Origin of the sequence: Arthrobacter sp. STN4 (assembly GCF_024539665.1) — a bacterium.
GTDB lineage: Bacteria > Actinomycetota > Actinomycetes > Actinomycetales > Micrococcaceae > Specibacter.
This window is the reverse complement of sequence record NZ_JAKZGX010000002.1, coordinates 202828-215934: the sequence shown is the minus strand read 5'-3', so window position 1 is coordinate 215934 and position 13107 is coordinate 202828. Positions and strand designations below refer to the sequence as shown.

At 67.3% G+C, this 13107-nt stretch carries 11 protein-coding genes; 10 read left to right on the top strand and 1 reads right to left on the bottom strand.

Annotated elements, in window-relative coordinates; all coding sequences use genetic code 11:
- Nucleotides 1-106: 106 nt before the first annotated feature.
- On the top strand, nucleotides 107-793 hold the full coding sequence (locus tag MMF96_RS03180; protein ID WP_256882546.1) for a metalloregulator ArsR/SmtB family transcription factor: 687 nt from the start codon (nucleotides 107-109) through the stop codon (nucleotides 791-793).
- Between the two features lie 72 nt (nucleotides 794-865).
- On the opposite strand, the gene MMF96_RS03175 is transcribed toward MMF96_RS03180, so the two are convergent.
- Nucleotides 866-2377, bottom strand: coding sequence for a S8 family serine peptidase (locus MMF96_RS03175; protein ID WP_176615482.1), 1512 nt, complete (start codon nucleotides 2375-2377; stop codon nucleotides 866-868).
- 156 nt (nucleotides 2378-2533) lie between these two features.
- Here MMF96_RS03175 and MMF96_RS03170 point away from each other — a divergent pair, with 156 nt between their 5' ends.
- From MMF96_RS03170 to MMF96_RS03130, 9 genes are all read left to right on the top strand, one after another.
- Nucleotides 2534-3757: a cysteine desulfurase family protein gene (locus tag MMF96_RS03170; protein WP_256882545.1), complete on the top strand. Its 1224-nt coding sequence runs from the start codon at nucleotides 2534-2536 to the stop codon at nucleotides 3755-3757.
- 96 nt (nucleotides 3758-3853) lie between these two features.
- Entirely contained in the window at nucleotides 3854-4993 is a 1140-nt protein-coding gene (mnmA, locus tag MMF96_RS03165; RefSeq protein ID WP_176615480.1) for a tRNA 2-thiouridine(34) synthase MnmA, read from the top strand.
- A 69-nt stretch (nucleotides 4994-5062) separates the two neighbouring features.
- Nucleotides 5063-5680, top strand: coding sequence for a TIGR03086 family metal-binding protein (locus tag MMF96_RS03160; RefSeq protein ID WP_176615479.1), 618 nt, complete (start codon nucleotides 5063-5065; stop codon nucleotides 5678-5680).
- A 136-nt stretch (nucleotides 5681-5816) separates the two neighbouring features.
- The gene (locus MMF96_RS03155; RefSeq protein ID WP_256882544.1) at nucleotides 5817-7460 is read left to right on the top strand and encodes an ABC transporter substrate-binding protein; all 1644 of its coding nucleotides are present in this window, start codon (nucleotides 5817-5819) and stop codon (nucleotides 7458-7460) included.
- A gap of 136 nt (nucleotides 7461-7596) precedes the next feature.
- Nucleotides 7597-8679, top strand: a complete 1083-nt coding sequence (locus tag MMF96_RS03150) for an ABC transporter permease (RefSeq protein ID WP_371130805.1) — start codon at nucleotides 7597-7599, stop codon at nucleotides 8677-8679.
- 3 nt (nucleotides 8680-8682) lie between these two features.
- Nucleotides 8683-9639 carry an ABC transporter permease gene (locus tag MMF96_RS03145; protein ID WP_176615476.1) on the top strand — a complete coding sequence of 319 codons (957 nt, stop codon included), beginning with the start codon at nucleotides 8683-8685 and terminating at the stop codon, nucleotides 9637-9639.
- Nucleotides 9636-11345 carry an ABC transporter ATP-binding protein gene (locus MMF96_RS03140; RefSeq protein ID WP_176615475.1) on the top strand — a complete coding sequence of 570 codons (1710 nt, stop codon included), beginning with the start codon at nucleotides 9636-9638 and terminating at the stop codon, nucleotides 11343-11345. The genes MMF96_RS03145 and MMF96_RS03140 overlap by 4 nt, the downstream gene beginning before the upstream one ends.
- Nucleotides 11346-11422: 77 nt before the next feature.
- Nucleotides 11423-11911 carry a chorismate mutase gene (locus tag MMF96_RS03135; RefSeq protein WP_256882543.1) on the top strand — a complete coding sequence of 163 codons (489 nt, stop codon included), beginning with the start codon at nucleotides 11423-11425 and terminating at the stop codon, nucleotides 11909-11911.
- A 122-nt stretch (nucleotides 11912-12033) separates the two neighbouring features.
- The gene (locus tag MMF96_RS03130) at nucleotides 12034-13092 is read left to right on the top strand and encodes a hypothetical protein (protein ID WP_176615473.1); all 1059 of its coding nucleotides are present in this window, start codon (nucleotides 12034-12036) and stop codon (nucleotides 13090-13092) included.
- Nucleotides 13093-13107 lie beyond the last annotated feature (15 nt).

Sequence of the window (13107 nt, the reverse complement as noted above, 5' to 3'; positions counted from 1 at the left end):
CTTTCTAAAGCTTGTATTCTTGACTTTAGAAGCGCAGACTCAAAGCGTCAAGCAGGAATGAAACAAAGCAACTTTCCCGTCCCTCCAACACTGAAGGCAAGCAGTCATGAACCCAACCCGGCAGCACGCGTCCCTGAGTGAGGCGGAGCGGCTCAACGCCGTGGCGTCCCTGGGCGATCCCGTCCGCAAAAGGCTGTTCGAGCTGCTCCGCGAAAGCCCGCACGCCCTCAGCCGGGACGACTGTGCGCAGGCGCTGGGACTGCCCAAGAGCACCATCAGGGCCCAGCTGGACCGGCTGGCGGCGGACGGCCTGCTGCTGGTGGAGTTCCGCAAGGTGGGGGAGCGGACGGGGCCCGGCTCCGGGCGCCCCACCAAGCTGTACACCGTGGCCGTGGGGGAGGTGGCGGCCTCCGTCCCCGCCCGCCACTACGACCTCGCCGCCGAACTGCTCGCAGCGGCGGTCCAGCGCTCCATCGACTCCTCCGAGGATGTGGGGGACGCGCTGGCCCAGGTGGCGTTCGAGGCCGGGAAGCGGCTGGGCGCCGGGGCCGGCACCATCCACAACCTGCTGGCCGACACCGGCTACGATCCCCGGCCCGACGGCCAGGGTGGCACCATCATGGCGAACTGCCCGTTCCACAGGCTGTCCCGGGAGCACACCGGCGTGGTGTGCCAGCTCAACGGCTCGCTGCTCAACGGCGTCCTGGAGGGGTGTGCCGACGCGAACCACAGCATAGAACCGGACGCAGAGCTGTCCCACTGCTGCGCCAGGATCGTGGCCCGGGGCGCTTAAGGCCCGCGCGCTTAAGGACCGAGCGCTTAAGGCCCGCGGGGTGGTTGTTGCCGAAGGCGGTCCAGGACGGTCCTAGAGGACGGCCTGCAGGGCGTCGATGATGCCTTCGCCGTAGTAGCTGTTGTTGCGCAGCGTGCCCGTGCAGGCGGATCCGGCCGGTGTCGCTGAGGGCATGCAGAGGTGGTCCTGCGCCTGCTTGCGCAGTTGCGAAACCAGCTGGTTCGGTTTCCAGCCGGGGTGTTCGGACTTCATCAGCGCGAGCACGCCCGCGACGTGGGGCGAGGCCATGGAGGTGCCGCTGAGCAGGCCGTAGCTGTTGTTCGGCAGGGTGGAGAGGATCCGTGATCCGGGTGCCGCCACGTCAATGACGTTCAGCCCGCGGTTGGAGAAGGATGAGAGCTTGCCGGCCTGGTCGGTGGAGGCCACGGTGACCACCCCGTCCAGCTCGGTGGGCATGTCCTTGCACCCGTTGTTGATCTGGCGCTGGATGCCGGCGGCGTCGTTCGGGCTGACGTTGTCGGTGGTCTTGTTGGCCAGGTCGTAGGAGGCATTGCCGGCGGCTGCCGCATGCACCGTGCCCTGGTCCGTGGACCAGTCCACAGCGCGTTCCACGGCTACGCGCACGGCCAGTTGGTCGGGCTGGTCGCCACACCAGAACTGCACCGGGTCAATGTAGTAGCTGTTGTTGGTGACGTCCATGCCCTTCAGGCCGGCCCACATGAAGCCGCAGATGGCGTATTCGGGATAGATGGAGCCGGCGTCGTTGACCACCTTGACGGAGGCCATGCGCACGTTGGGTGCCACGCCCACGATGCCCACGCCGTTGCGGGCGGCGCCGATGATGCCCGCCACATGGGTCCCGTGGTAGGAGGTGGTGGGGTTCCAGCCCGTCGGCGAAGTGTCCGGACGCCCGGCATTGGTGCAGTTCACGGAGTTGGCCACGTCGATGTTGGCCTTGAGGTCCGGGTGGTCCGGGTCGATCCCGCTGTCCAGGACCCCGACCAGGACGTCGCGTGAACCGTCGGTGAGCTGGTGGGCCTGGTCCGCCTTCACCTGCGCCAGGTTCCACTGCTCGCCTTCCCTCGGGTCCAGGGCCGCGCCGTCGAACGTTGCGTCGCCGTACAGCAGGCCGGCGTTGGCCAGCTGCCTGCTGCGCAGCTGAGGCGCTGGCTGCGGGGCCTGCTGCCAGGGGGTGGCAATGCCCTCCGGTGTGCCCTCCGCGACCGTGATGGTGCGGGTTGCGCCGACGGATTCCACCGAGGAATTCCCGTACTTGAGGACGTCGGTGCGGAAGCCGGCGAGCTCGGACTGGGCAACCACGACGCCGATCTCCGGCCACTCCTGGACCGCGACGCCGCCGGCGGCCTCCACCGCCTGCACGGCCTCCCTGGCCTTGTTGGCGTTCGCAGCCTTGGCATTGACCACATAGCTCATGAGCTGGCCGTCGGCCGCAGGAAAGGCAATGGGCGTGGACTGCGGATTCGCCGGCGCCGCCAGGGCGCTGCCGCTGAGCAGGGTGGAAGCGGACACCGCAACGGCGCATGCGGCGGCCGCCGTCGTTCGACGGAAAAGTGCTGTCTTCATGGATTTAATCCCCCAAGGATTGTTGTGTGATGCGAGACACCAGCGATCCTGCCATCAGTCGCACGGATTGACAAGATTGACAAAAGCCGCCTGCTGTTGACGTCGTGCGGAGGGTTCCGATCAGTGCATGGCTGCCGGATGCCGTAGAATTGAGCGGTGCCCGTGTATCTAGACCACGCGGCGACCACGCCCATTTCGGCCCCGGCCCTCGCCGCACTCACCAACACCATCAGCCGCAGCGGCAACCCGTCCTCGCTGCACGGCGCAGGCCGCCGCGCCCGCGCCACGGTGGAGGCGTCCCGCGAAACCATAGCCCGGGCCGCCGGAGCCCACCCCACCGAAGTCATCTTCACCTCCGGCGGCACCGAGGCGGACAACCTGGCTGTCAAGGGGCTGTTCTGGTCCCGCCGCGACGCCGACCCCCGCCGCACGCGGATCCTGGTCTCCACGGTTGAACACGCCGCTGTCCAGGACACCGTCGAGTGGCTGGAAAGGAGCGAGGGCGCGGAAGCGGTGTGGCTGCCCGTTGACGAGACCGGGACCCTGGACCTGGCCGCGCTAAAAAGGGAACTGGACGACGGCGGCGCGGACTCCGTGGCGCTGGTCACCTGCATGTGGGCCAACAACGAGGTGGGCACCATCCAGCCCATTGCCGGCGTCGTTGCGCTCGCCGCAGCACACGGCATCCCCGTCCACTCGGACGCCGTGCAGGCCTTCGGCGCCGTGCCGCTGAACTTCAAGGACTCCGGGCTGGCCGCGGTGTCCATCAGCGGGCACAAGATCGGCGGGCCGGTGGGCGTCGGCGCGCTGCTGCTGGGCCGCGACGTGACGCTGACGCCCGTCCAGCACGGCGGCGGCCAGGAGCGCAGCGTCCGCTCCGGCACGCTGGACTCCGCGGGCATCGCGGCCTTTGCCGCCGCCGCACAGGACGTCACCGCGAACCTGGCCGCGGAAAGCGCCCGGATCGCGGGGCTGCGGGATGCGCTCATTGCCGCCGTCCGCGAGCTGGTCCCGGAGGCGGTGCTGCGCGGCACGGACCCGGCCGCCAGGCCGGCCGGCCGGCTGCCAGGCAACGCCCACTTCACCTTCCCGGGCTGCGAGGGCGATTCGCTGCTGTTCCTGCTGGACATGGCGGGCATCGAATCCTCCACCGGTTCGGCCTGCACGGCCGGCGTGCCCCGCCCGTCCCATGTATTGCTGGCCATGGGCCTGGACGAGGACACCGCACGTGGCGCACAACGCTTCAGCCTGGGGCATACATCGACCCCCGCGGACGTTGACGCCTTTGTGGCGGCCCTGCCGCAGGCCTACGCGCGCGCAAAACAGGCGGGCATGGCCGGCCACCAGTCGTCCATCCAAACGGCGAGCACGCACCGCTGACCGGGGAAAACCGCTGATGGAGCTTGTCGAGACCAAGGCTGCCGAGACCAAGGTCAGCGCACCATAGAGCAACAACCTGCAAGTGAAAGGCACGTAATGCGAGTATTGGCCGCCATGAGCGGCGGGGTGGATTCCGCCGTCGCCGCCGCCCGCGCCGTTGAGGCGGGGCACGACGTCGTCGGCGTCCACCTGGCACTCTCCCGGATGCCGGGCACCCTGCGCACCGGCAGCCGCGGCTGCTGCACCGTGGAGGACTCCAACGACGCCTGGCGCGCCTGCGACCTGCTCGGCATCCCGTACTACGTGTGGGACTTCTCCGAGCGGTTCAAGGAGGATGTGGTCCAGGACTTCATTGACGAATACGCCGCCGGACGCACACCCAACCCGTGCATGCGCTGCAACGAGCGCATCAAGTTCGCCGCCCTGCTGGAAAAGGCCATCGCGCTGGGCTTCGACGCGGTCTGCACCGGCCACTACGCCAAGGTCATCACCGACGCCGACGGCAACCCGGAACTGCACCGCGCCGCAGACTGGGCCAAGGACCAGAGCTACGTGCTCGGCGTGCTGACCCACGAGCAGCTGCGACACTCCATGTTCCCGCTCGCGGACACCCCGTCCAAGGCCGAGGTCCGTGCCGAGGCCGAACGCCGCGGCCTGTCCGTGGCCAAGAAGCCGGACAGCCACGACATCTGCTTCATTTCCGACGGCGACACCGCCGGCTGGCTGGCCGAGAAGATCCAGATGACCCCGGGGGACATCGTCGACGAAACCGGCACCAAGGTGGGCGGCCACGACGGCGCCAACCGGTTCACGGTGGGCCAGCGCCGCGGCCTGAAGCTGGGTACGCCTGCTGCCGACGGCAAGCCGCGCTTTGTGCTGGAGATCCGGCCCAAGGAAAACAAGGTCGTGGTGGGCCCCCACGCGCTGCTGGCCATCGACGAACTCAAGGGCATCAAGGTCTCCTGGGCCGGGCTGCCCATCGCCGAGGTTGCCACCGGCGGGGAGTTCGACTGCCACGCCCAGGTGCGCGCGCACGGGGACCCCGTGCCGGCCCGCGCCTTCGTCACCGAGGTGGCGGACGACGCCGGCACCCGCCAGGCGCTGACCGTCACCCTGCGCGAGCCGCTGCGCGGCGTGGCGCCCGGCCAGACCGTGGTCCTGTACCAGGGCACCCGCGTTTTGGGCCAGGCCACCATCGACTCGGCCCGCTCGCTGGCGCGCCCCGAGCTGCCGTAGCCGCACGCCAAACTGCAAGCTGGCGTAAACTTCCGTACAAGGTGACTTTGATCACGGAAGGTAGCCATCATGCCCCCGCATTTAATACCGAACCCGCTCCAACTGCTCGAACGGGCCCTGGACCAGTGCGGCGAGGTGATCCAGGCGATTTCCGCCGGCCAGGCGGTCTGGCCAACCCCATGCACCGAATGGACCGTGCAGGACCTCCTGCACCACCTGGTGGTCCAGGACCTGCACAACTACACCGTGATGGCCCGGGGCAACAACATTGACCCGCTGGCCGCCACTGCCACCGTCGGTGCCGACTGGTCCACCCGCTTTGCGGACGGCGCCGCGATGCTCATGCGTGCCTGGGCGGTGGCCGACCTCAGCACCCAGGTGGCCCTGCCCGGTGGCGGAGAGGCGCCGCTGCGCAGCCGGATCGGCCTGCAGATTGCCGAGTTCACGGTGCATTCCTGGGACCTTGCCAAGGCCACCGGCGTGCACGTCACGCTGGATCCGGCGCTGGCCGACCAGTCGCTGGCCTGGTCGCAGCGGGTGATGAAAACCGACTACCGCGGCCCGGACAAGGCGTTTGGCCACGAGGTGCGCGTGCCGCTGAATGCCGACAAATATGCGCGCCTGGCCGGCTGGTTTGGCCGGGACCCGCAGTTCGTGCCGGGGCCCCGGGCCGAGTCGCTTAAGTAACCGTCTGGTTGCAACTTCCTGCTCCATGCAAGGTCCGCGGCATAAGTCTGGTAGAAAGTAAACATAAGGCGCGTGGGCCAGGTCACACTTCGTAGTGTGGCCTGTTTCATGTGCAGGCACTACAGAAAGTTTGCTGATGGCTAAGACTAAGTTTGGACTGCGGTCGGTGGTCGCCGTAGCCGGCGTCTCACTGCTTGCGTTGACAGCATGCACCGGCCCCGCCGGCGGGGGCGGCAGCTCCCAGGGTGGCGGCACCGCGGGCGGTCCGATCGTGGTGGGAACCACGGACAAGGTCACCTTCCTTGACCCGGCCGGTTCCTACGACAACGGCTCGTTCATGGTCATGAACCAGATCTACCCGTTCCTCCTCAATTCGGCCCCGGGCAGTGCGGATCCCAAGCCGGACATCGCCGTCTCGGCGTCCTTCACCTCCCCCACCGAATACACGGTCAAGCTCAAGCCCGGTCTGAAGTGGGCCAACGGCACGGCCCTTGACTCCAAGGACGTGAAGTTCTCCTTCGACCGGATGCTGAAGATCAATGACGCCAACGGGCCGGCAACGCTGCTGGGCAACCTGGCCAGCGTCAGCGCCCCTGACCCCACCACCGTGGTGTTCAAGCTCAAGCTCGGCAACGACCAGACCTTCCCGCAGGTGCTGACCAGCCCGGCCGGGCCGATCGTCGACGACACCGTGTTCAGCCCCACCAAGGTCACCGACGACGACACCATCATCAAGGGCAAGTCCTTCGCGGGCCAGTACTCCATTGACACGTACAAGAAGAACGAGCTCATCGCCTTCAAGAAAAACCCCAACTACCAGGGCCTTCTGGGCCCCGCCAAGTCGGACGCGGTGACCCTGAAGTACTACGCGGACTCCACCAACATGAAGCTCGACGTGCAAAAGGGCAACATCGACGTGGCCTGGCGCAGCCTGACGGCCACCGACATCGACAGCCTCAAGACGGACAAGAACGTCCGGGTGGACATCGGGCCCGGCGGCGAAATCCGCTACATCGTCTTCAACTTCGACACCATGCCGTTCGGTGCCAAGACGGCGACGCCGGATGCCGCGAAGGCGCTGGCCGTCCGCCAGGCGATGGCGGACACGATTGACCGCAAGGCCATCGCCGACCAGGTCTACAAGGGCACCTACCTGCCCCTGTACTCCTTCGTTCCGCAGGGCTTCACCGGTGCCACCGAACCGCTGAAGAAGGACTACGGCGACGGCAACGGCGCCCCGGACGTGGCGAAGGCGAAGAAGGTGCTGGCGGACGCCGGCGTGACCGGCCCCGTGACCCTGAACCTGCAGTACAACCCCGACCACTACGGTTCCTCCTCCGGCGACGAATACGCGGCCATCAAGTCGCAGCTGGAGGCCACCGGCCTGTTCAAGGTCAACCTGCAGTCCACCGAGTGGGTCTCCTACTCGAAGCAGCGCACGGCCAATGGCGGAGCGTACCCGCTGTACCAGTTGGGCTGGTTCCCGGACTACTCGGACGCGGACAACTACCTGACGCCGTTCTTCAGCAAGGACAACTTCCTGCAGAACCACTACAGCAACGACGCCATCCAGAAGCTGATCAGCGAACAGCTGGTCACCAACGACAAGGCCAAGCGCACCTCGATCATTGAGCAGATCCAGGCGGACGAGGCCAAGGACCTCTCCACGCTGCCGCTGCTTCAGGGCGCGCAGGTGGCGGTTTCCAACGTCAAGGTCAAGGGCACCAAGGACACCCTTGACGCATCGTTCAAGTTCCGTTTGGGCGTTCTTTCCAAGTAGGCCTGTGGCCTGCAAAACGAGAGATAGACAGAAGGCGGGGCCTCCCTGGGACGCCCCGCCTTCCGCACGGCACTTTCCCGTGCGGCACCATGCCGCACCCTTTTTGGCACCACAGAAATAGGCACCCATGACCGCAATGATCGACCTGCCAGCGGTGGAACCCGCCGCGCAGGCACCCCAACGGAAAAGGAAGGCCGGCGGCAGCCTGGGCAAATATCTGCTCATCCGCTTCCTGCTGATCTTTCCCACCATCCTCATCCTCGTCACCATGGTCTTCTTCCTGATGCGCCTGACCGGCGACCCCATCACGGCAGCCCTGGGCGGGCGGCTCGCACCGGACCAGCTGGCGCTGCGCGTCCACGAGGCAGGCTACGACCGCCCCATCTTCATCCAATACTTTGACTACCTGGGCCAAATGGCCACCGGAAACTTTGGCCGGACCATCTCGGACAACCTGGCCATCTCGGACATGCTCGCCACCTATGGGACGGCCACCCTGGAACTGGCCATCAATTCCCTCATCGTGGCCCTGGCCATCGGCATCCCCTTCGGCATGCTCGCCGCGTACAAGCGCGACAAATACCACGACGCCATCTTGCGCGTCCTCGCCATTTCCTTCTACGCCACCCCGGTGTTTTTCGCCGGGCTGCTGCTGAAGCTGGTCTTCTCGATCTGGCTGGGCTGGTTCCCGGTGGCCGGCCGTGCCGGCACCTCCACCGAAATTGCCATGGCATCACTGGCCGCTCCGACCGGCATCTACTGGCTCGATGCCCTGCGCAGCGGCAACCTCGACGCCTTCTGGGACGTCGTCCAGCACTCCGTGCTCCCCGCCGTCGCACTGGGCCTGCTCACGGCCGGCATCTTCCTGCGCCTGGTGCGCACCAATGTGATCGGCACGCTCGGCAAGGACTATGTCGAGGCCGGGCGTTCCCGCGGAGTCAGCGAATACCGCCTCCTCACCAAGCACGCCTACAAGCCGGCGCTGATCCCGATCATCACCGTCATGGGCCTGCAGATCGCCCTGCTCCTGGGCGGCGCGGTCCTGACGGAGACCACCTTCGAGTGGAAGGGCCTGGGCTTCCAGCTGGCCCACTACCTCACGGCCCGCGACTTCGTGGCCGTCCAGGGCATCGTGGCGCTGCTCGCCGTGATTGTGGCCATCACCAACTTCATCGTGGACGTGGTTGCCGCGCTGATCGACCCGAGGGTGAGGTATTAGGCCATGGAGACCAAGAAATCCCTGTTCAGCCGCCTTCCCATCGTGTCCCAGCTGAAGAAGAGCGTTGGACTGCAGCGCGGCATGCTCATCGCCGGCATCGTCCTGACCGCCGCCTTCCTGCTGACGGCTGCGCTGGCGCCATTGATTTCCCCCTACGGCGCAACCCAGCGCTTCAACGAAACCCAGGCGCCGCCGTCGTCCGCCCACATTTGGGGTACGACGGCGGGCGGTTACGACGTCTTTGCCCGCACCATCTGGGGCACCCAGACCGCCGTGCTGGTGATTGTGGTGGCCGTGGCGTTGTCCATCTTCATTGGCGTGATCCTGGGCCTGCTCTCCGGATACATTGGCGGCTGGCTGGACCGGATCCTGGTGGTGGTGGCGGACGCGATCTATGCGTTCCCCACACTGCTGCTGGCCATGGTCATGTCCATCGCCATCAGCAAGGGCCAGTCCAACCTGTGGTCGGGCATTTTCTCGGCGGCGATTTCCATCACAGTGGTGTTCATTCCCCAGTATTTCCGGGTGATCCGGGCCGAGACCATCCGGCTGAAGGCCGAGCCGTTTGTGGAGTCCGCGATTGTGGTGGGCGCCTCGAGCGTGCGCATCATGGCCCGGCACATCTACAAGAACGCCACCCGGACGTTGCCGCTGATCTTCACGCTCAACGCCTCCGAGGCGATCCTGACGCTGGCGGGCCTGGGCTTCCTGGGGTTCGGCATTGAACCCTCCTCGGCGGCGGAATGGGGCTACGACCTCAACCACGCCCAGACCGACGCCGCCTCCGGCATTTGGTGGACCGGCGTGTTCCCGGGTGCCGCGATCGTCATCACCGTGCTGGGGCTGACCCTGCTCGGAGAGTCCATGAACGACCTCAACGACCCCCGGCTCCGCGGCCGCAAACGGGCCGGAAAGATTAAGAACGCGCCCGTCAAACCGGGGGAGATGGTAGACGCATGAGCCGCACTGACAAGCAAACACCCGTTGAACCGTCGGGGCTGCGGCCCGTGCTGGACATAGAAGACCTCAAGGTCACCTTTGCCACGGACTCCGGGGACGTCCATGCCGTGAAGGATGTCTCCTTCACGGTGGCGCCGGGGGAGATCGTGGCCATTGTGGGCGAGTCGGGCTCCGGCAAGACCGTCACGGCCAAGGCCATCCTGGGGCTGCTGCCGGAAACGGCCCAGGGAAGCGGGGCTGTGGTGGTCAGCGGCAACGATGTCATCAGTGTCAGCCCGCACCAGCTGCGCCAGATCCGCGGACGGGACGTGGCCATGGTGTTCCAGGAGCCGTCCACGGCCCTGAACCCGGTCTACACGGTGGGCTGGCAGATCGCCGAGGGCCTGCGCGCCCACCGGCCCGAAGGCAGGCGGGTGGGCCGCAAGGAAGCCCGCCGGCTGGCCATTGACGCGTTGCGCAAGGTGGGCATCCCCGATCCGGAAAAGCGCGTTGACTACTACCCCCACCAGTTCTCCGGCGGGCAAAAGCAGCGCGTGGTCATTGCCGCGGCGCTGGCGCTGAACCCTGGCCTGATTGTGGCAGATGAACCCACCACCGCCCTGGACGTGACCGTCCAGGCGGAGATCCTGGAACTGCTCCGGGACCTGCGCGACCAGTACGGCACCTCCATAGTGCTCATCACGCACAACATGGGCGTCGTGGCGGACCTGGCCGACCGGGTGGTGGTCATGTTCCAGGGTGACGTGGTGGAACAGGCCGATTCGGCGGTGCTCTTTGCCCAACCCCGGGAGGAGTACACGCAAAAGCTGCTGGCCGCCGTGCCTCACCTGGGCCGCAACTCCGCTTCGGCGGGCTTCACGGAGCGGGCGTTCCAGGACAAGGAAGTGCTGGTGCGGGCCACGGACCTGGAAATTGAATATCCCGGCCGCCTCGGCAGCCCGGCCTTCCGGGCGGTGGACCAGGTGTCCTTCACGATCAGTGCCGGGGAGGTGTTTGGCCTGGTGGGGGAGTCCGGCTCCGGCAAGACCACCATTGGCCGGGCCATTGCCGGCCTCAACCGGACCACGGGAGGCTCGCTGGAGGTGCTCGGCTACGAGATGCGCAACTACAAGGAGCGCACCTTCCGGCCGTACCGCAAGGACATCGGCTTTGTGTTCCAGGACCCGGCCGCGTCCTTCAACCCGCACCTGACCATCGGCGAGTGCGTGGCCGAGCCGCTGTTGATCCACACCGACCTGTCCAACGGGGCCGTGACGAAGAAGGTGGAGGAACTGCTGGAATCCGTGCAGCTGCCCCGTGCCTACGCCAAGCGCTTCCCGCATGAGCTCTCCGGCGGGCAGCGCCAGCGTGCCTCCCTCGCCAGGGGATTGGCGCTGAAGCCGAAGCTGCTGATTGCCGATGAGCCGACGTCGGCCCTGGATGTCTCCGTCCAGGCCAAGGTCCTTGAGCTGTTCCGGGACATCCAGGTGGAGATGGGCTTTGCCGCCCTGTTCATCAGCCACGACCTGGCCGTGGTGGACATCCTTGCCGAGTGGGTGGGCGTGCTGCTCAAGGGCAGGATGGTGGAGCAGGGCATCGGAAACCGGATCATGGGCGACCCGCAGGAGGACTACACCAAGCGGCTGCTGGCCTCGCTGCCGGTGCCGGACCCGGCGGAGCAGGCCAGGCGGCGCGCCGCCCACCAGGCCTTGCTGGCCCGGCGGTAGGACCTTCGCAGCCTTGGGTGGTGCACCGGCGTGGACACAGCTTTTGTCGCCCCCGGTGCACCACCTAAACTGTTTTCATGACCGACCCGAGCCACGCCCACCTGTCCGTTGAAGACTTTGACCCGGCCGCCAGTTCCCTCACAGGCACCGTGGACCCGGCCGTCATGGCGGAGCTGCTTTCCATCCGCTCCAGCATCGACAACTTTGACGCGACCCTGGTGTACCTGCTGGCCGAACGGTTCAAGGCCACCCAGCGCGTGGGCATCCTGAAGGCCGCACACAGTCTTCCCCCGGCCGATCCCACCCGTGAAAAGGAGCAGATCCACCGGCTGCGTGCCCTGGCCGAGTCCGCCCACCTGGACCCGGCATTTGCGGAGAAGTTCCTGAACTTCATCATCAGCGAGGTCATCCACCACCACCAGGCGATCTCCGAAAGCCACTCCGCGGTGGCCGCGACCGGCGTCGTGCCCGTGGTCAGCGAGGACGGCCGCGGCTTTGTGGGCGGGCCGGACGCCGCCGCACAGCCCGCCGAAGGGCATCCGGGCGACGGCGGCGCGAACCTTTAGTGGGCACCCCCACGAACCGGCGTGACCAGGCCCCGGTGGCCGGGCGTGGGCCGTCGGTGGAGCCTTTCGGGACCCGTCCGGCCGTCGGGAGCCGGGGGAGCGGGACCCATGTCACGGCCACCATGCCGGGGCCCTGGCCCGGCACGGACCCGGTGGAGGCCGCCAAGGTTTCCCTGGGCCTGTTCACGCCGCCGCAGCTGCCCTCCCTGCCGCAGCTCCCGTCCCGCGGCATCGGGTCCGACGCCGTGGGCCGCACCGCCAGCCTGCTCGTGGAACTGCCCGTGGACGTCCAACCATACGGCTGGCGGTTGGTGGACCGGCCCGGGAACGACCACCGGCGCGCCGTTTCCGCCTTGTCCACGGACATCAACGTGCTGGCCGACGTCGCGGGCGCATCGGAGCTTGCACTGCCGGAACTGAAGGTGCAGGCGGTGGGGCCCCTGTCACTGGCGGCGGCCGTTCACCTGCACTACGGCGAACGTGCGCTGCGTGACTACGGTGCCCGCCGGGACATAGCCCAGTCGCTGTCCGCAGGGCTCGCCGTGCATGCTGAAAAAGTGGCCGCCGCCGTTCCGGGCGCCGGATTGACCCTGCAGATTGACGAACCCGCTGTTGCCGCCGCGCTGGCCGGCACCATCGCCACGGCGTCCGGCTACCGGACCCTGCGTGCCATTTCGGCATCCGAGCTGCGGCAAACATGGACCACGTTTGTTTCCGCCGCCCGCGACGCGGGATTTGCCCAGGTGGCACTCAACCTGGCCCCGGCGCTCGACGAGGGTGGGCCGGAGGCCGCGCCTGCCTGGACCCGGCGGGCAGAATCCGATGCCTGGCGGAAGGCCTTGGAACTCGCCCTGGAATCGGGCGTTGACGCCGTTGCCGTTCCCTTGGACCGGCTGGACACCGGCCATTGGGAACAGCTGGCCGGCGCCGTCGAGTCCGGTTTTGGCGTGTGGGCAGGCACCGTACCCGCCCGCCCGGGCCAGGTGCCGCCGTCGTACTCGGTCCTGGTGGAGCGCATCATGAGGCCGTGGCGCGGGCTTGGCCTGGCCGAATCCTCGCTCGGGCTGTTGCGGGTGACCCCTGAATCCGGCCTGGCGGGCGTTTCCCCGGCTGAGGCGCGCGCCGTCGTGGACAGGACGCTGGAAGTGGCGCGGGCACTCACCGAACTCCGCCACGCCTAATCCGACGCTCGCTCC